General features: G+C 68.3%; 15 protein-coding genes. All 15 read right to left on the bottom strand.

All coding sequences use genetic code 11. The features are described 5' to 3' along the window. Window positions 1-7 precede the first annotated feature (7 nt). Window positions 8-502 carry a DUF6121 family protein gene (locus tag P3F85_RS02405; protein ID WP_374009671.1) on the bottom strand — a complete coding sequence of 165 codons (495 nt, stop codon included), beginning with the start codon at window positions 500-502 and terminating at the stop codon, window positions 8-10. A gap of 14 nt (window positions 503-516) precedes the next feature. Further along, window positions 517-1695 carry a hypothetical protein gene (locus P3F85_RS02400; RefSeq protein WP_374009670.1) on the bottom strand — a complete coding sequence of 393 codons (1179 nt, stop codon included), beginning with the start codon at window positions 1693-1695 and terminating at the stop codon, window positions 517-519. A gap of 88 nt (window positions 1696-1783) precedes the next feature. After that, entirely contained in the window at window positions 1784-2527 is a 744-nt protein-coding gene (locus tag P3F85_RS02395) for a hypothetical protein (protein ID WP_374009669.1), read from the bottom strand. Between the two features lie 2 nt (window positions 2528-2529). Next, complete coding sequence (locus tag P3F85_RS02390) at window positions 2530-3351, bottom strand: PilN domain-containing protein (protein WP_374009668.1); 822 nt, start codon at window positions 3349-3351, stop codon at window positions 2530-2532. Further along, window positions 3348-4397: a type IV pilus assembly protein PilM gene (gene pilM, locus P3F85_RS02385; RefSeq protein WP_374009667.1), complete on the bottom strand. Its 1050-nt coding sequence runs from the start codon at window positions 4395-4397 to the stop codon at window positions 3348-3350. Before pilM ends, P3F85_RS02390 begins: the two co-directional genes overlap by 4 nt. 46 nt (window positions 4398-4443) lie before the next feature. Continuing rightward, entirely contained in the window at window positions 4444-5289 is an 846-nt protein-coding gene (locus tag P3F85_RS02380; RefSeq protein ID WP_374009666.1) for an A24 family peptidase, read from the bottom strand. Further along, window positions 5286-7178, bottom strand: coding sequence for a hypothetical protein (locus P3F85_RS02375; RefSeq protein ID WP_374009665.1), 1893 nt, complete (start codon window positions 7176-7178; stop codon window positions 5286-5288). The genes P3F85_RS02380 and P3F85_RS02375 overlap by 4 nt, the downstream gene beginning before the upstream one ends. Before the next feature lie 7 nt (window positions 7179-7185). Further along, window positions 7186-7842, bottom strand: coding sequence for a type II secretion system protein J (locus tag P3F85_RS02370; protein WP_374009664.1), 657 nt, complete (start codon window positions 7840-7842; stop codon window positions 7186-7188). Further along, window positions 7842-9230, bottom strand: coding sequence for a prepilin-type N-terminal cleavage/methylation domain-containing protein (locus tag P3F85_RS02365; protein ID WP_374009663.1), 1389 nt, complete (start codon window positions 9228-9230; stop codon window positions 7842-7844). Before P3F85_RS02365 ends, P3F85_RS02370 begins: the two co-directional genes overlap by 1 nt. 117 nt (window positions 9231-9347) lie before the next feature. Continuing rightward, window positions 9348-9779 (bottom strand): type IV pilin protein, encoded by a 432-nt coding sequence (locus tag P3F85_RS02360; RefSeq protein ID WP_374009662.1) that lies wholly within the window; start codon window positions 9777-9779, stop codon window positions 9348-9350. Between the two features lie 175 nt (window positions 9780-9954). Then, entirely contained in the window at window positions 9955-11184 is a 1230-nt protein-coding gene (locus P3F85_RS02355; protein WP_374009661.1) for a type II secretion system F family protein, read from the bottom strand. 2 nt (window positions 11185-11186) lie between these two features. Continuing rightward, window positions 11187-12860: a PilT/PilU family type 4a pilus ATPase gene (locus P3F85_RS02350; RefSeq protein WP_374009660.1), complete on the bottom strand. Its 1674-nt coding sequence runs from the start codon at window positions 12858-12860 to the stop codon at window positions 11187-11189. Window positions 12861-12868: 8 nt separating this feature from the next. After that, on the bottom strand, window positions 12869-14533 hold the full coding sequence (locus tag P3F85_RS02345; RefSeq protein ID WP_374009659.1) for a GspE/PulE family protein: 1665 nt from the start codon (window positions 14531-14533) through the stop codon (window positions 12869-12871). A 251-nt stretch (window positions 14534-14784) separates the two neighbouring features. Next, a complete protein-coding gene (locus P3F85_RS02340) occupies window positions 14785-15009 on the bottom strand; it encodes a hypothetical protein (RefSeq protein WP_374009658.1) in 225 nt (74 codons plus the stop codon). A 161-nt stretch (window positions 15010-15170) separates the two neighbouring features. After that, the gene (locus P3F85_RS02335; protein ID WP_374009657.1) at window positions 15171-19046 is read right to left on the bottom strand and encodes a DNA-directed RNA polymerase subunit beta'; all 3876 of its coding nucleotides are present in this window, start codon (window positions 19044-19046) and stop codon (window positions 15171-15173) included. Window positions 19047-19087 lie beyond the last annotated feature (41 nt).

The raw sequence follows: 19087 nt of genomic DNA, 5'->3' as shown, positions 1-19087 counted from the left end.
CGGACGGTCACTCCTCCTCGTCGCGCTCCCACGGCCAGCGCGGGCGCCCGCGCTGGCGGAACCGGCCGACCAGCACGAGCTGGTAGATCAGGGTCACCGCGAACGCCGCGAGCCCGGCCGTGATCGCCGGCCAGGCAATCAGCTGCGACAGCGCGAATAGGAAGTAGTGCAGCGGGTCCCCGGGGTCGCCGATCGCGCCCGCGATGCCGCCGGCCGTGATGAAGACGGCGTAGCACGCGACCCCGACGCCGAACGCCACCCCTGGCGAGATGCGCTGCCGGTCTGCGGGCACGCGCGTCCCAAGCACGATGAGGAAGACGAGCAGCATGACGGCCGCCGCGATGACCATGGTCGGGCCCACCAGCGGGCCGACCTGGGGGTCGTTGATGACGTCGCTGTCCGTCGCCAACGAGATCAGCCCGAAGGCGCCGACCACCAGCGCGAGGTAGAGCGCCGTCGCGAAGAACGCGACGACCGTGGCGTACGCGCGCTCGTCACGCATGTGTCACCTGCCGGTCAGTATCCCTGCTGAGCGTACGCCGACGCGGCCTGGTTCTGGGCGTCGGCGACCTGCTGCTCGTAGTCGGCCTGCGCTTCGGCGTTGCGGGCCTTCAGCTTGCGGCTGCGTGCGGCCAGCCAGGCGCCGGTCCAGATCGAGATCTCGCGGGCGATGACGCCGGCGAGCACCGCGAACGGGCTCACCCACAGGCTGCGGAGGAGGATGGCCAGCTCGTTCGGCGTGCGCGTCCAGTACTGCGCGGCGATCAGGTTGGCCCCGATGAACACGAAGTAGACGAAGACCCCGACGAACAGACCGCCGAGGATGTACGCCCACCAGCGCGACCGGTTCAGGATCTGGATGAGCACGACCATCCCGATGAAGAACGCCAGGACGGGAGCCCAGCCGCGGATCCCGAACCCGACCCCGCCGGTGAAGAACTCGAGCAGTGAGGGAAGGAACTCGTCGGTCGGCGTCAGGAGCGAGCCGACGATCAGCACGGCGGCGGCCCAGAGGATCGCGAAGGCGACCGTTCCGACCAGGGCGATGAGGATGCCGACGCCGCGGTTGCTCTTCTTCTTGGGCGGTTCGGGCCGCTGCAGGTAGATCGGGGCGACCGGCTGCGGGCCGGACGCGGCGGCAGCGGCTCCCACACCGACGCCGGCGGCGGTGGCCGCGGGTGCGGTGGCCTCGCCGGCGGGTGCGGTGGCCTCGCCGGTAGTAGGCGCGGCGTACGCGGCCGTCGGCGCGTCGCCGTTCTGGCGCAGATTCGCCGCCTCGGCGGCCACGATGACAGGGGTGGCCGACTCGACCGGCGACGCCGTGTCGACGGTGGCGGACCCAGCGGCGGCAGCCCCGGGCTCCGGCGCGCTGTTGCGCGCGACGGCCGCGGCGACGTCATCCTCGCTCGCGACGACCGGCTCGGGCTCGGCGATGGCGGAGGGGCGCTGCGCTTCGGCAGGCTCCGCAGCGGGAACGGCGGCAGGCGCCCCCTCTTCCGAGCCGGACTCGGCCGGCCGGTTGAGGTGACCGCGCGCGGAGACCGGCTCCGAGGGCGGCTCCACGACCTGCGGGTCGGTGTCCTGCGGCTCTGCCGCTGCCGACTCCGCCGGGGCGGTCGCGGGAGCGACCTGGTCGGTGTCCGGCGCGGGCTCGTAGGTCGCGCGCTTGGGCGCGGTCTCGGGCGTGTCGCTCATCCTGGCTCCTCCAGGGGCCCGGCGGGCCCGTTGCGCCCACTGTAGCAACGGGTCCGGCCGTGTCCAGGGAGGCGGGACGGCGGGGGTGCTACTTCGCCGGCACCTCCTGCTCTGCCGGGTTCAGCACATACACGTAACCGCTCGCCTTGGCGTCGTACCCGGCGCCGCCTCCTGCTGGGGGGTCGATGGAGATGCCATCGACGAGGAAGAGGCGCTTGGTCTTCTGCGCGGCGCCCACGAAGGCCAGGATCTGGTCCTCCGACCCCCGTACCGAGAAGCTCACCGGGACGAAGACCAGGTTCTGAGAGGTGATCAGCTCACTCGCCGCAGGCGGGACCCCGGCCGTGACCACCGGAGGGGTCGGCGCAGCCGTCGCAGCTCCGGCTGCTCCCGGTGTCGGAGTGGGGGTGGGTGTCGGCGCGGGCGTCGACCCCGCCGCCGCGCCGCCCGCAGCGGGAGCCGGCGCGGCGCCCGGAATCTGCGGCGCCTTGTAGCCCTGACCGTCGCCCACGGTCATCCCGAGAACGGTGAGACCGTTCGCCGTCGCCAGCCCGGTGAGCTCGTCGGCGTAGTCGGCGAGTTCGCGGGTCTTCGGCACGGAGACGGCGAGATCGGCCAGCTGCTTCTTCAGCGCAGGCACGTTCTCGCTGTCCTTCTTCATCTTCGCGAGGATGGCCGCGTTCGCCGCGGCCGAACTCTGCGCCTGGATGGTCTGGTCCGACGCCGCCGTCGCCTGGTCGAGCTGCGGCTGGATGCCGACCAGCCACCCGAGTACGCCGATGACGGCCATCGCGAGCACGGATCCGATGATCCACAGTCGTGTCCGGTCCATGGTCACTTCCCCTTCGGGTCGAAGCGCTTCGTGTACAACGAGTCGCTCACGTGGACGGTCATCGTCGAGGTGTAGATGCCCGACTGGTCGCGATTGACGGTTCCGGGAGCCGCATCCACCACACCCTTGACGTTCAGGACACCGCGCAGCCATGCCGCCGTGTCCGGGAACTCGACGCTCTTCGCGACGATGGTGACGGTCCCGATCCGCGGTCCCTGCAGCGGGTCCGTGGACTGCTCGAACACGGCGAGCGGAGAGATGGAGTCCATCTTCAGGGACGCCAGGACCAGTCCGTCGGGCCGCGCGGTCTGCAGCTGAGTCAGGAGGGGCTGCCAGTCGACCTCGGTCGAGGCCGCCAGCTGCTGCGCTGCCTGGGCGACATCCACCTGCTTCTGCACATCCCGGGTCCCGATGTACTTCTGCTGCTGGGTGAGCAGGTCGTTGGTGCGCGCCTGGGCCGCCAGCAGTTGGGTCTGCGCCACCAGGTTGTAGCCGAAGGCGGCTCCGCTGGCGACGATCACCACCAGGAAGACCGCGGCGACGCCCCACAGGAAGCCCCGGCGCGTGCGCGCGTTGCGACGTATCGACCGCACCTCGGGAGGAAGGAGATCGACCCGGGGGTCGCCTCCGATGACCAGATCGTCGGGTCCGATCGGTTTGACGGGACGGCCGGACGGCTGCTTCGTCTCCTTCGGAGGCTTCGCTCCCTTCGGCGGCTTCGCGCCCTTCGGCGGCTTCGCACCCTTCGGCGGCTTCGCACCCTTCGGGGGCTGCGTGTCCGGAGTCTCGGGCGGATCGGTCGGACGGCGGACGCTGATGCTCATGCTGCGCTCCCCAGGGCGAGGCCGAGCGCTGCGGACAGCCCCGACCGGTTCTGCCGCAACTGGTTCGCGTCGAGGTGGCGCGACAGCGTGACGGCGTGGAAGGGATCGCCCGGTGCGACCGGGATCCGGGTCATCTCGCTGAGCGCCTCGGCCATGCCGGGGAGCTGCGAGCCTCCGCCGGTGAGCAGGATGCTCTCGACCGGCGTCGTGGGGCGGGTGTTGACGAAGTAGCTGATCGTGTTGCGGAGGCTGTTCAGCAGCTCGCCGGTGATGCGGTAGACGATCTCGACCGCCTGCTGCTCCTCGGCCGAGTTGACCTGCTTCGCGAGACCGGTCGTGGCTTTGATGCGTTCCGCCTCGCCGGCCGAGACCTCCAGGCCGGACCGGAGCGCGAGCGTGAGCTCCGCGCCGCCCGCCGGGATGATCCGGACGAACTGGGGGACGCCGTTCGTCGCCACGACGACGCTCGTCGTGTTGGCGCCGATGTCGACCAGCGCCACCGTGCCACGCACGCCTGCGCGGGTGACCATGGCCCGGGTCAGCGCGAACGGCAGCAGGTCGACGTCGACCGGTGTGAGTCCCGCGAGCTGGACGGCCTTGACGTTGCCGAGCACGGCCTCCTTGACCGCCGCGATCAGGAGACCGTTGACGACCGGTCCGGTGTCGAGCATCCCCTCGGAGATCGGGTAGAAATCGAGCAGGGCATCCGCCACCGGAACCGGCAGCATGTCCTGCACGAGGAAGGGCAGGCTCTCGCGGATGCGCGTCTGCGACATGCGCGGCACAGTCAGGTCGCGGGCGAGCACACGCTGGTTGCCCATCCCGAGCACCACCTCCTTGCTCTTGAAGCCGCCCTGCTGCCACAGCTGACGGAGGCCCGCTGCGATGGTGTTGGGCTCGAGGACTTCGCCGCGGGACGCGGCCCCCTCCGGGATGGGCACCGCGGCGTGCCGCAGCAGCGTGGGTTTCGGCTTGCCGGGGTCGGCGAGCTCCACCGCACGAATGGTCGTGCTTCCGATGTCGATACCGACGATGCTGGTGGCCATCCGTTCCTCCTTCTGTCTTGTGTCTTGTCGTGGTGTTGTCTGTGGTCTAAGCGAGTCCGAGCAGCGCCAGGTAGGCGCTCCCGATGGTGGGGCCGGCGAGGATGCCGACCCAGGCTCCGGCGAGCATCCACGGGCCGAATGGAATGCCGCTGCCCCGGCCGGCGCGGCGGGTCGCTATCAGAACGAGGGCGAACAGGCCGCCGAGCAGGAAGGCGGCGAACGCGCCCACCACCAGGGGCGCCCAGCCGAGGTAGCCGAGGAACAGCCCCAGCACGCCGGCGAGCTTGACGTCGCCGAAGCCCATCCCGCCCGGGTAGACGAGCGCCAGGATCAGGTAGAAGAGGAAGAGCGCAGCCCCGCCGATCGCCGCCCGGACCAGAGCCACCGGGTCGCCCGCGACGAGCGCGGCGGCCCCGAGGAGCACCAGACCGACCACGTAGGAGGGCAGCACGATCGCGTTGGGCAGGCGGTGCGTGTCCAGGTCGATCAGTGCGAGCGCGATGGTGATCGCCGTCAGGTAGAGGAACGCCACGAGGGTGAGCAGGCCGGCGACGAGTGCGTGCGCTCCGCCCGCCGCGGGTGCCTGGGGCCCCGCCCAGAACCACCACGCGACGAGTGCGAACGCTCCGGCCGTCGCGGCCTCGACCAGCGGGTAGCGCACCGAGATCGCGCTCCGGCAGGTCCGGCACCGGCCGCGCAGGGCGAGCCACGACACGACGGGGATGTTGTCGTACGGCCTGATCTCGGTGCCGCAGCTTCCGCACGCGCTCGGCGGGGACACGATGGAGCGGCCGGCCGGCACGCGGTAGACGACCACGTTGAGGAAGGACCCGATCAGCGCACCGAACACACCGGCGCACACGAGCGCGAAGACGAAGAAGGCAGGGTTCACGGCAGCGGCGCCCCGTTCGGCCCGAAGGCGGTCTTGACCTCGATCTCGGTATTGACGTCGTACGACGTCGTCCGCGGGGTCGGGAACTTGGGGGGAGGCGAGTTCAGGAGGCGCGTGTCGTAGCTGTAGTTCTTGAGGAAGCCGCTGGCGCCGCCGCCCTGCCCCACCGGGCCGCGGAATTCCTGAGCGATCGAGCCCGTGACGCACAGATTGCCGATGAAGATGCCCGAGGTGTAGTTGTGCACCTCGAAGCTGTGGTTGTTCGACAGGATGGCGGCGTTGATCGTGCGTGCGCAGTTGCCGCTGCTGGAGGTCGCTTCGAAGGTGAGGTACGCCTTCTTGGTGGTGCAGCTTGCCCCGTTCGACGCCGGGAACGGTGTCGGGTTGGTGCAGACGATCGGGTTCCAGACCCAGACGGCGCCGGCCCCCACCAGGCCCAGGATGTCGTTCGCCGCGTCCTGGTAGACCAGCTTGCCGGTGACCCAGGCGAAGTGCTCGGCGTTGATCGTCATCGCACTGTGCATCGTGCCCTCGACGAAAACGTCTCCTGCGCGGCAGTCGTAGGTGGCGATGGAGGGCACGATCTCGTTCGCCACGGGGTAGCCGAGTCCGTTGCCCGTGGCGGTCCCGTCCGCACCGACACACTTGAACGAGCCCGCGTTCGGGAACGCCGAGGAGGACCAGTAGTTCACGTTGGTGGTGTCGCTCGGGACACCCTGGACGTAAGCGAGGTTGTTGTAGAGCTGCGAACTCGTGCCGATCGGGATGGTCTGGCCGGTCAGGCCCGAGAGCGTCCCGGCGTTCTGCGCCTGCGTCTTGTTCGGGTCACCGGGAATTCCGCAGAACGGGGCGGGAGGGGTGACCCCGGCTGTCGCGTTCCCGTTGGTCAGCTGCGTCTTCTTCGTCCACGGGGAGATCACGTTCATGTAGGCGTTACCGCCGGACACCGAGAAGGTGATCTTGGTGGGCCCGGTGTAGAGGCATCCCGGACTCGGCACCTTGGCCGGGATATCGGTCCGGACCTGGTCGAGCTGGCCCTGCACCGGCGGCATGGTGATCTGCGCCGCGTTCGTCGGTGCGCCCGTGTTGAACGTGGGAGTCGACGCGCCGCCCGAGCAGTTGCTCTGGGTGTAGAGCTTGCCGCTGACGGCGTTCGGGTTCGCCGTGGTCACCTTCTGCTTGAAGGTGCCGCCGCAGATGTTCAGCGTGTCGTTGGAGTGCACCTGGCCGTCGAAGGTGTCGCCGTCGACGAAGTTGATCAGGCAGCCCGAGGAGCGGGAGACTGCCCACGCGTACGCCACCGGGCAGTTGACGGCGTTCAGGGTCGGGTCGAGCTCTTCGTAGTCGGTGAAGTAGACGTAGTTGGTGAACCCGGTCTGTTTGATGTTGGCGACGACGCTACGGGTCACGTCATCCACTCGGCCGGTTGCTCGCAGGTGCAGGATGCCGCTGCTGGCGTACTTCGAGTTGTCCACTTCGTAGCGGAAGGATGCGTTCGCCGGGAGCCCGTCGGTCAGCTGGACGGTCGCCCAGGAACCGCCCGAGGTCACGTCGAAGGCCGGGTTCGCGCGGCTGCTCGGCGGCATCGCCACCGAGCCTTGCGAGTTGTTGGCGATGGTGAAGGCGGAGGCCGGGTTGCCGTACTGCTGGTAGCTCGGGTCGTTCGTGAGGCGGCCCTGATAGTCGGCGACGCCGGCAAAGGCGGCCGACATCGCGGCGTCCCAGTCAGCGTCGCGGGCCGACCGGATGGTGCCGGACACCGAGAAGGTCATCGTGAGCGAGATGAGCAGCAGGAGCACGCTGGCGATGCCGACCACCATGGCGAGCGCGACGCCGCGGTCGCCGGAGGCCCGGACGAGGCCGAGTCGGGTGCGGAGGAGAGTGAGCATCTTGTCCCTACCCGACGTTCGCCATGCCGATGGTGTTGGTGACGGTCACCGCGTTGGCCGCCCCGGTCGGCTGGATGGTGATGGTCACCTGGATGGACGAGATCGCGGCGCGCTGGGCATCCTGGAGCAGGTTGGCGGGCAGCAGCTCCGATCCGGCCTTGTTGAAGTAGCGGAAGACGCTGACCCCGGCCGGAATGGAGTTGCAGAGGTTGCGCGGGCTGCCCGCAGCACCGAAGTCCCAGTGCCCGTTCGCGCCCGCCGTGTTGGAGAGTGCGGGCGCCTGCGACTCCTGCAGGATGCCGTTCACGACGCTGTACGTGACCCTGACCGGGCTCTCGGCTCCGCTCAGGTTCACGTAGGCGAAGAACTGCACGCTGGTGGCGGTCGCGGCGATGATGGCTGGGGCGTTCAGCGGCTGTCCCGGGGTCGGGCTCGCGAGTGGGTTCGGGGTCGCCGCGCGGACCATCCGGGCGACCTGGTTCATGCCGTTCGAGGCCTGCCGGGTGCCGCCGTCGATCGACTGCGCGAGGCTCACGCTGTGCGTGCCGGCGACGAACATCCACACGCCCATCGTCAGGATGAGGCCGGTGAGCATCATCGCGATCAAGAGCTCGATGAGCGAGAGCCCGGCTTGGCGCGAGCGGATCGCGCGCAGGAGGCGCATCATGGCTGCCTCGGATCGAGCGTGAAGATGTTCGCCCCGGTGAACGGGGGGCTTCCGGCGGGGAGAGTGATCTTCGAGCTGTCGACCAGCGCGGAGTTCGTGAGTGGATCGGTCTTGTTGCTCAGCGCGTACAGCTTCCAGCTTCCGTACGGCAGGGCGATGGTCGCGGAGTTCAGCGCTGACTTGGGGTACGCGATGGTCATGCCGGTCGCGCAACCCGGGTCGCCGATGGCGGGAGCCGCCGCGGCGCTGACGGCGACGAGCCACTTGCTCGAGGTCGAGATGGTCACCAGCGGCATCGCGACCGTGCCGATCGACGCCCCCGGGCGCTTCCCGACGTTGCCGGACGCGTTCGGGTTGACCCACTGGCCCGGGTCCACAGAGAGGCACTGCGGCTGGCCGCCACCGGCCGGCACGTACTGGCCCGCGAAGACGGAGTAGCCGGATGTGTATGGGAAGAGCGGAACGGTCACGCTCGTGACGGCGACGACCGTGAGCGGTGTCACGGTGGTCGAGTACGCATCGCCCTGGGGGGCGTAGGTCATCGGCAGCGAGAGCGGGAACAGCGTCCCGAGCGGAGCGCCGGGGGCGAGGTAGTTCGTCGGGGTGGCCGCCGTGTCGTACTGGATATCGACCACGGACGACTGGCCGGAGGTCACGGTCGTCTGGGCGGACGGCACCTGAACCTGCTTGCTGCTGATGCGGCCGTCGCCCGTCGATCCGATGGTGACGACGTAGGTTCCGGGGGTGACCTTCAGCACATAGCTGCAGCCGTCGGCGTCCGTCGGGTCGGGAGCAGTGGGGACGGTGGTCGCCGTGTTCGGCGAGACGCTGGAGTCGGTCTTGGCCGTGACCGGGACGCCGCTGAGCGCAGCGCCCGACGCGGTCGTCACGTGCACGATGATCGTGCCGGTGTTCGGGTCGTTGATGGGGCCGGCCGGCGCGAGGAGGGTGCTCGCCTGGACCGGGTTCTTCGACACGTTCTTGCCGTCCCACGTAACCGAGACGTTGAGGGTCTTGTTCTGCAGGATGCCGCTGCCGCTACCGCAGTCGGAGGCGGCACCCGAACTGTTCACCCAGCCGACGGACTTCGTGATCGTGTACGTCGTGCCGTCGATGGTCTGGGTGACGGTGCCGCTGTTGATGTCGAACAGATCGGGGGTGGCACGCGCCACGTCGATCTGCTGGGCGGCGAGGTTGGCCGCGACTTCGCTGGAGCGGCTGTTGCGGGTGAGCGACATCGAGAGCGTCAGCGAGTACGCCACGATGACGGAGATGATCGCGAAGACCATCATGGCGACGAGGACCTCGATGAGGGTGAACCCGCGGTCGCGGGTCTCGTCGTCGTGGAGAAGGGTGTTGATGCGGTCGGTGCGGATGCGGTTCACGGGGGTTCACCTCCCTGGGTCGGGTCCGGGGGTGGATGGTGGATCAAGGGCTCCGCTGGTGAGCGGAAGCGGGGCGCCGCTGGGAAGCGACGCCCCGCTGTCAGGAGTGGATCGAGGTTACGGGCACGCGCCGGTTGCGGCGCCGGTCGCCTGGTCGATGTGGAACTTGTTGGTCGTCACACCGACGGCGTCGATGCAGAAGGTCGTCGAAGTCGGCGTGCCCTTGAATGCGAGAGACGTGGTGTTCGTGAGGTCCTGGGTGAACCCATAGGTCCCGAGGACCGCAGTGGTCAGCGCCGGAGCGGTAGCCGACGCGCCCTTGTCGGTGTAGTACGCGACGACCGCCGTCTTCGCGTTGGCGAGGTCCGACTTCACAGAAGCGTCCTTCGCGTTGTTCTGGACCCCGATGTAGATCGGGATGGCGATGGCGGCGAGGATGCCGATGATGATGACAACCACGAGGAGCTCGATCAGGGTGAAGCCCTTCTCGTCCTCTTCGAGCAGCCCCTGGCGGCGAGCGTTCAGCTTGCCCATGAGACGGAAGTACATTGCAGTGTCCAATCGGTCGGGTGGATGTAGTGCGGGTGGAGCGGTTGCGAGTACCGCTACGGGTTGACCATATTTCGCAGGGGATTTTGAGAAATATCCCCCGTCAGAGGGGTTTTCAGGGCTTTCCCGACCCCAGTGCGGGGGCGTTTTGGGCTCCCTGGCCCCCGGCGGAGGGTCAGCCTCCGACGGCCGACGCGATGCTGAAGATGGGCAGGTAGAGGGCGACGACCATGCCTCCGATGACGACGCCGAGGAAGGCGATCATGAGCGGCTCGATGAGGGCTGTCAGCTGCTCGGTGGTCGCCTCCACCTCCTGCTCGTAGAAGTCCGCGATCTTGTCGAGCATCGTCTCGAGCGACCCGGCATCCTCTCCGACCGCGACCATCTGCGTCACCATCGACGGGAAGACTTTCTGCCGGGCCAGCGGCGTGGCTATGGCCTCACCCTGGCGGACACCCTCAGCGACCTCCTCCAGAGCTTTCTCGAGCACGTAATTGCCGCTGGTCTCCCCCACGATCCGCAGGGCCTGCAGGATGGGCACGCCGGCGCTGATCATGTTCGCGAAGTTGCGGCTGAACCGCGCGATCGCGATGCGTTTCATCAGCGAACCGAAGACGGGCATCCGGAGTTTGAACGGATCCAGTCGCTTGCGGACGGCCTCGTCGTTCTTGTGCTGCGGCCACCAGAAGGCGAAGACGATGCCCACGACGGCCACGACCGGCACGACGAAGACCATCGAATGCGAGATCTGGACCAGGATCAGCGTGGGGAGCGGCAGCTCCTTGCCGAGGCCGTTGAACATCTTCTCGAAGATCGGAACGACGAACAGCAGCATCGCTGCGACGCCGACGATGGTCATGCAGAAGACGATCACCGGGTACGTCAGCGCCGACTTGATCGCCGAGCGGAGCTTGACCTCCTTCTCGAAGTTCTCGGCCACCGCCTCCAGAGCTCCGTCGAGGAAGCCCCCCGTCTCGCCGGCGCGCACCATGTTGATCATGAGCGGAGGGAAGACGTCCGCGTGTCTTCGCATGGCATCGGACACGGCGATGCCGCTCTCGACCTGGTCGCGCACATCCGACAGCACAGCGTTGAACTTCTTGTTCGACGTCTGCTCGGCGATGATGTTCAGCGTCCGGAGCAGGGACAGCCCGGCCCCGATCATGGTCGCCATCTGACGGCTCGTCACGGCCAGCTCTTTGAGCTTCACCCCGGAGCCCGCGGACAGCTTGATCTCGCGATTCAGGCCGGTGCCGGCGCCAGCCTCCTCGATGGAGACCGGCGAGAGGCCCATGGTCCGGAGTCGCGAGGCGACGGCGGCCTCGCTCGTCGCATCCACCCGGCCCTTGACGATCTTGCCCTCGGCGTTGCGGCCCTTGTACGCGTAGGCGACGTTCGTGCTCATGGTCAGCCCACCGTTCCGGAGTAGCTGTCACCGAAGTCCGGGCCGCTGGCGGCGATCGCGATGGCCGAGGCCTCCGTCGGCGACTCGGCGCGCTGGATGAGGCGGGTGATGCCCTCCTTGTCGTGCGCCTTCTCCATCGCGGACCGGCGCGTGATGATGCCGGCATTGACGAGCTCGGCCAGGTGCTGATCCATGGTGCGCATCCCGGATTCGCGGCCCGCCTGCATCATCGAGGCGATCTGGTAGGTCTTGCCCTCGCGGATGACGTTGGCGATCGCCGGGTTCATCATGAGGATCTCGGTCGCGACCACCCGGCCCTTGCCGCTGGCGCGTTTGATCAGCGTCTGCGATACGACGCCCTGGAGGGTGCCGGCGAGCTGTGCGCGCACCTGGTCCTGCTGGTGGGGTGGGAACACGTCGATCACGCGGTCGATGGTCTGGGGCGCATCCTGCGTGTGCAGGGTGGCGAACACGAGGTGGCCGGTCTCTGCCGCCGTCAGGGCCACCGAGATGGTCTCCAGGTCGCGGAGCTCGCCGATGAGGATCACGTCCGGGTCCTGGCGCAGCACGTGCTTGAGCGCGTTGTTGAAGCTGTGGGTGTCGAAACCCACCTCGCGCTGGTTCACGATCGACTTCTTGTGGACGTGCATGAACTCGATCGGGTCCTCGACCGTCACGATGTGGTCGGAGCGCGTGCTGTTGACCAGGTCGATGAGCGCGGCCAGGGTGGTCGACTTGCCCGAGCCGGTCGGGCCGGTGACGAGGACGAGGCCACGCGGCAGTTGCGCGAAGGCTCCCACCGAGTCGGGAACGCCGAGGTCGCCCAGCTGCTTGATTTCAGTGGGGATGAGACGGAAGGCTCCGCCGTACGATCCGCGCTGCTGGTACAGGTTGACGCGGAAGCGGGAGTTCGCCGAGATCGTGAACGCGAAGTCCAACTCGTGCTCGCGCTCGAACTGCTGGAGCTGCCGTTCGCTGAGCAGACTGGTCAACGCGGTGCGGGTGCGCTCGTGGTTCCACGTCTCGACGCTCGCGGCCGGGCGCAGCCCGCCGTCCACGCGGATCATGGGTGGGGCGCCGACGGTGATGTGGAGGTCCGAGGCTCGCTGGTAGACGACCTCGTGCAAGGCGGCTACGAGATCTTTGTCCGCCTTCTCGAGCGCTTCGCGCTCCGGATCGGTGAGCGTCTCGTCGAACTCGGGGACGGCAGGGCGGTGCTCGGCCTCCTGCTCGGGCACAGCCACGGCGGCGCGGCGGCCTGCGGGGATGAGGCGCGTCACGGGAGCGGTCGGGGTGACCGGTAGCGGGTCGGACGTCGGGTGGTCGAGCGACCAGACCGGTGTCGCCGGTGCCGGTTCGGGGGCGGCGTAAGGCTCCGGGGCGACGGCAGCCGGCGGGGCGTACGAAAGCGGCTCCGGGGCGGGGTACGACACGGTCTCCGGCAGCACCGTCTCCGGCGCTGCATACGACACCGGCTCCGGCAGCACCGGCTCCGGCGCCGAGTACGACACCGGCGGGGCGCCGACCGGCGGTCCCCAGCTCGGCGGCGCGCTCAGCGGCACACCCGGGCCCGGCGACCAGCCGCCCGCACTCGTACCCGGAGGGGTCACCGGAATCTCGTACACCGGCTTGTCCACCGGGGGCGGGAAGCCACCCCAGCTCTCGTCGTTCGTCATGTGCCCTCCTAGGCGACCACTCGCAGGATCTCGTCGACGGATGTCAGACCACGTTTGGCCTTCTCCCAGCCGTCCTCGCGCAGCGTGAGCATGCCCTGCTCCCGTGCGGCACGGCCGATCTCGGCACTCGAGGCGCGCTCGACGGCGAGACGCTCGATCTCCTCCGACACGGCCATGACCTCGTGGACGGCGATACGGCCTCGGTAGCCGGTGTTCGAGCACGCGGGGCACCCGACCGGCACGAAGAGCTGCGGCGGCGCTTCGTCCACCGGGATGGCGAAGCGCAGGCGGCGCAGGTCGTCGGCCACGAAAGTTCCGGGCTGCTTGCAGCGGTCGCACAGTCGGCGCGCGAGGCGCTGGGCGACGACGCAGTCGAGGGCCGAGCCGACGAGGAAGGGCTCGATATCCATCTCGGTGAGCCGGGTCACGGCGCTCGGCGCGTCGTTGGTGTGCAGCGTCGAGAGGACCAGGTGGCCGGTGAGCGACGCCTCGATGGCGATCTGCGCCGTCTCGTGGTCGCGGATCTCTCCGAGCAGCACCACATCCGGGTCCGAGCGCAGGATGCTGCGCAGCGCACTCGCGAACGTCAGCCCCGCCTTGGGGTTCACCTGCACCTGGTTGATGCCCGGCATCCGGTACTCCACCGGGTCCTCGACCGTGATGACGTTGATCTCCGGCCGGGCGACGGCGTTGAGCGTCGTATAGAGGGTCGTCGACTTGCCCGAGCCCGTCGGACCGGTGACGAGGATCATCCCATACGGCTTGGAGTACGCCTCGCGGTAGGTCTCGAAGTTGCGCTCCAGCAGGTTCAGGTCGGTGAGCGTCATGCCCGTGTTGGTGTTGTCGAGGATTCGCATGACGACCTTCTCGCCCCACACCGTGGGCAGGGTCGCGACGCGGAGGTCGATCTGACGGCCGCCGTGGACGACGGACATGCGACCGTCCTGAGGCTTGCGCCGCTCGGCGATGTCGATGTCCGACATGATCTTGAGGCGCGAGATGACGCCGTTCTGGATGCTCTTGGGCGCCGACTGCATGGCGTGCAGGACACCGTCGATGCGGTAGCGCACCCGGACGTCGTGCTCCGCCGGCTCGATGTGAATGTCGGAGGCGTGGTCCTGGATCGCCTGGCTGACCAGCAGGTTGACGAACCGGACGATCGGCGCGTCGTCGTCCGTCGATTCGGCGACGGAGGCCTCTTCGCTGGCCGCCTTCTCCTCTTCGAGCGTGGACGTGAGGTCGCTCAGCTCGTCGTCGGCGCGGATGTAGCGGTCGATCGCGGTCCGGAGGTCGGACTCCTCGGCGACCGCGGGGGCGACGTTGAGGCGCGAGGCGGCGCGGACGTCGTCGATCGCGAAGACGTTGCCCGGATCTGCCATCGCGACGATGATCATGCCGTCCGCCGTGCCGATCGGCAGCACGGTGTGGCGACGGCAGATCGCGCCGGGAATGAGTGCCACCGCAGTGCGGTCGACGGGGTAGTCGGTCAGCTCGACGAAGGGGATGCCGGCCTGCGCCGCCCGGGCGCGGGCGAGCTGCGAGGACGTGATCGCGCCGCGCGCCATCAGCTCGCGCACGACGGACTCGTCCGCCGCCGGCTCGGTCTCTACGCGATCGAGGTATTCGATCGGAAGGTGGCCGTGAAGGATGAGGATCTCGGTCATGGACGCCACGGGGACCTCCTCAGGAATGCGGCTGCCGACGGGTCGGGTGAACGGCAGGCCTGGCCGGTCAGAGGCGAGAACTCTCCGCACGGCTGGGCGTAGTCACCCTATTCAGCGGGGGGAACGGACCAACAGACCCGCGTGAGGGTGCCACACCGGTGGGGGGCACCCGCGTGCGGGGCGTGCATCCATCGTCCGTCGGCAGCGGCGCGCAGCCCAGAGCGCCGACGCACGATAATGCCGTTGTAGCGGAGGGGCGGTCAGCGGATCTTGCCGCGGCGGCTCGCGAGGTACACCAGGAGCACGGCGACCGCCGCGCATCCCATGGTCGTCAGCCAGTACGGCAGCGTCGCGGCAGCGTGGCCCGAGGCGGCCTGGGCGATGCCGACGATGAAGCTGACCACGGCGACGACGAGCAGCACCGCGGCGCAGCCGACCATCGCCCGGCCGGCGGTGTCCGTGTACTCGAGGAGCTGTCGCCACATACCCCTATCTTCGCAGACCTGTTCTCGTCGGGATTCGTGCCGAAAGGGCGCTATGCGGGCTGCATAACGCACATTCGTCACGAATCCCGCCCTGGGGAACGACGGGGGAACGACGAAGGCCCCCGGCGCGGTGCGCCGGGGGCCTTCGTGAGCCGGGGACCTTAGTTGTAGGTACCCGGGGTGTAGTCGTCGGAGCTGAAGCTGTCGAAGTCGACGAAGCTCAGGTCGCTCTCGTTGAACGAGGAGTCATCGGCGAAGATGCGGTTGGGGTACCGCTCCGCCTTGGCCTCCTCGGTCGCCTCGACCGACACGTTCCGGTAGCGGGCCAGGCCCGTTCCGGCGGGGATGAGCTTACCGATGATGACGTTCTCCTTGAGACCGATCAGCGGGTCGGACTTGCCCTCCATGGCCGCCTGCGTCAGGACGCGGGTGGTCTCCTGGAAGGACGCGGCCGACAGCCACGACTCGGTCGCCAGCGAGGCCTTGGTGATACCCATGACCTCCTGACGGGCGGATGCCGTCTTCTTGCCCTCCCGCAGGTGGGCACGGTTGATCTCGTTGTACTTCGACCGGTCGACGAGCTCACCGGGCAGCAGGTCGGTGTCGCCGTGGTCGACGACGGTGACCTTGCGGAGCATCTGACGGACGATGACCTCGATGTGCTTGTCGTGGATCGGCACACCCTGCGAGCGGTAGACGCCCTGCACGCCGCCCACCAGGTGCTTCTGCACCTCGCGGACACCCTTGACGCGCAGAACCTCCTTCGGGTCGACCGTGCCGACGATCAGCTGCTGGCCGAGGTCGACGTGCTGGCCGTCCTCCACCAGGAGGGTCGAACGCTTCAGCACCGGGTACACGTGCGCCTCGTCACCGTTGTCCGGGGTCAGGATCACCTTGCGGGACTTGTCGGTCTCCTCGATGGTGATCCGGCCGGCGGCCTCGGCGATCGGGGACGCACCCTTGGGGGTACGAGCCTCGAACAGCTCCTGGACGCGCGGCAGACCCTGGGTGATGTCGTCCGCGGACGCGGAACCACCGGTGTGGAACGTACGCATGGTGAGCTGCGTTCCGGGCTCTCCGATCGACTGGGCGGCGATGATGCCGACCGCCTCGCCGATGTCCACCAGCTTGCCGGTCGCGAGCGAACGGCCGTAGCAGGCGGCGCAGACGCCGACCGCCGACTCGCAGGTCAGCACGGAGCGGACCTTGATGTCGGTGATGCCGGCGGCGACCAGCTTGTCGATGAGCACGTCGCCCACGTCGTCCCCGGCCGCAGCGACCACGGTGCCGTCCGCGGTGACCGCGTCAGCGGCCAGCGTGCGGGCGAACACCGAGTTCTCGACGTTCGGGTCGCGGGTGAGGGCGCCGTCCGCACCGACCGTGGCGATCGGCAGGTCGAGACCCTTGGTCGTGCCGCAGTCGTCCTCGCGGATGATGACATCCTGCGAGACGTCCACCAGACGACGGGTCAGGTAGCCCGAGTCCGCCGTACGGAGGGCCGTGTCGGCCAGACCCTTACGGGCACCGTGCGTCGCGATGAAGTACTCCGCCACCGACAGCCCCTCGCGGTACGAGGAGATGATCGGACGAGGGATGATCTCACCCTTCGGGTTGTTCACCAGACCGCGCATACCGGCGATGTTGCGGACCTGCAGCCAGTTACCACGGGCACCGGACGTCACCATGCGGTTGATGGTGTTGTCCTCCGGGAAGTTGGCGCGCATGGCCTCCGCGACCTCGTTGGTCGCCTCGGTCCAGATCTTCACCAGTTCCTGACGACGCTCGAGGTCGGTCGTGAGACCCTTCTCGAACTCCGAGGTGATCTTGGCGGCCTTCTTCTCGTAGCCGGCCACGATCTGCGCCTTGTTCGGCGGGGTCAGGATGTCGCTCAGCGACACCGTGACGCCCGAGCGGGTGCCCCAGTAGAAGCCTGCGTCCTTGATCCGGTCGAGCGCCGCGGCGACCTCCACCTTCGGGTACCGCTCGGCGAGGGCGTTGACGATCGACGAGATCGTGCCCTTGTCGGCGACCTCCTCCACGTAGGGGTAGTCGGCCGGGAGCGTCTCGTTGAAGAGGGCGCGACCCAGCGTGGTCTCCACGATGGCGGTGATCGGCTCGGCACCCGTGTCGGCTGCGTCAGACGGCACGTAGTCGGTGAGACGGATCTTCACCTTGGCGTTCAGGTGCAGCGAGCCCTGGTCCTTCGCGAGGATCGCCTCGGAGACCGAGGAGAACGCGCGACCCTCGCCCACAGCGCCCTCGCGGACGGTGGTGAGGTGGTGCAGACCGATGATCATGTCCTGCGAGGGCAGGGTGACCGGGCGGCCGTCCGAGGGCTTCAGGATGTTGTTCGAGGCGAGCATCAGGATGCGGGCCTCGGCCTGGGCCTCCACCGACAGCGGAAGGTGGACCGCCATCTGGTCGCCGTCGAAGTCCGCGTTGAACGCGGCGCAGACGAGCGGGTGGAGCTGGATGGCCTTGCCCTCGACCAGCTGGGGCTCGAACGCCTGGATGCCCAGACGGTGCAGCGTGGGTGCACGGTTCAGCAGCACGGGGCGCTCGCGGATGATCTCCTCGAGCACGTCCCACACCTGCGGGCGCGAACGCTCCACCATCCGCTTCGCGGCCTTGATGTTCTGAGCGTGGCTCAGGTCGATCAGGCGCTTGATGACGAACGGCTTGAACAGCTCCAGAGCCATCTGCTTGGGCAGACCGCACTGGTGCAGCTTGAGCTGCGGACCCACGATGATGACCGAACGGCCCGAGTAGTCCACGCGCTTTCCGAGCAGGTTCTGGCGGAAACGACCCTGCTTGCCCTTCAGCATGTCGCTGAGGGACTTGAGGGCGCGGTTGCCGGTACCCGTCACGGGGCGGCCGCGGCGGCCGTTGTCGAACAGTGCGTCGACGGCCTCCTGCAGCATGCGCTTCTCGTTGTTCACGATGATCTCGGGAGCACCGAGGTCGAGCAGACGACGCAGACGGTTGTTGCGGTTGATCACGCGGCGGTACAGGTCGTTCAGGTCGCTGGTGGCGAAACGGCCACCGTCGAGCTGGACCATCGGGCGCAGCTCCGGCGGGATCACCGGAACGACGTCGAGGACCATCGCGGCCGGCGAGTTGCCGGTCGCCAGGAACGACGAGACGACGCGCAGTCGCTTGATCGCGCGGATCTTCTTCTGACCCTTGCCGTTCGCGATCTGGTCGCGAAGCAGCTCGGCCTCGGCGGCCAGGTCGAACGCCAGCAGGCGGCGCTTGATCGCCTCGGCGCCCATGTAGGCCTCGAAGTACAGGCCGTAGCGGTCGAGGAGCTCGTTGAAGTCCGCGTCCTCCGGCTTGAGGTCGCCGACCTTGAGGGTGCGGAACGACTCCCACACGCGCTCCAGGCGGGCGATGTCCTCGTCGAAGGACTTGCGGAGCTGACCCATCTCCTTCTCGGCGGTGTCCTTGACGCGACGCTTCTGGTCGGCCTTGGCACCCTCCTCCTCAAGTGCGGCGAGGTCGGTCTCGAGGCGCTGCAGACGCTCGGCGACGCGGGCGTCGCGCTGGTCGGACAGCGTCTTGATCTCGAGGCGGAGCTCGTTCTCGAGGCCGGGGAGGTCGGCGTGACGGCCGTCCTCGTCCACGGAGATCACCATGTACGCGGCGAAGTAGATGACCTTCTCGAGGTCCTTCGGCGCCATGTCGAGGAGGTAGCCGAGGCGGCTCGGCACACCCTTGAAGTACCAGATGTGCGTGACAGGAGCGGCGAGCTCGATGTGGCCCATGCGCTCACGACGGACGGAGGACTTGGTGACCTCCACGCCGCAGCGCTCGCAGACGATGCCCTTGAACCGGACGCGCTTGTACTTGCCGCACGAGCACTCCCAGTCGCGGGACGGTCCGAAGATCTGCTCTCCGAACAGGCCGTCCTTCTCGGGCTTCAGGGTCCGGTAGTTGATGGTCTCCGGCTTCTTGACCTCGCCGTAGCTCCAGCGACGGATGTCGTCAGCGGTGGCCAGGCCGATACGCAGCTCGTCAAAAGTTGTTGACTCGAGCAATGTTCCTACTCTCTACAAAAGTTTCGTCAGTTGGTTGTCTA

The organism is Leifsonia sp. T36S-04 (assembly GCF_042465655.1).
GTDB lineage: Bacteria > Actinomycetota > Actinomycetes > Actinomycetales > Microbacteriaceae > Leifsonia.
Note: the sequence above shows the minus strand (reverse complement) of the source record. Positions and strands in the feature narration are given on the sequence as shown.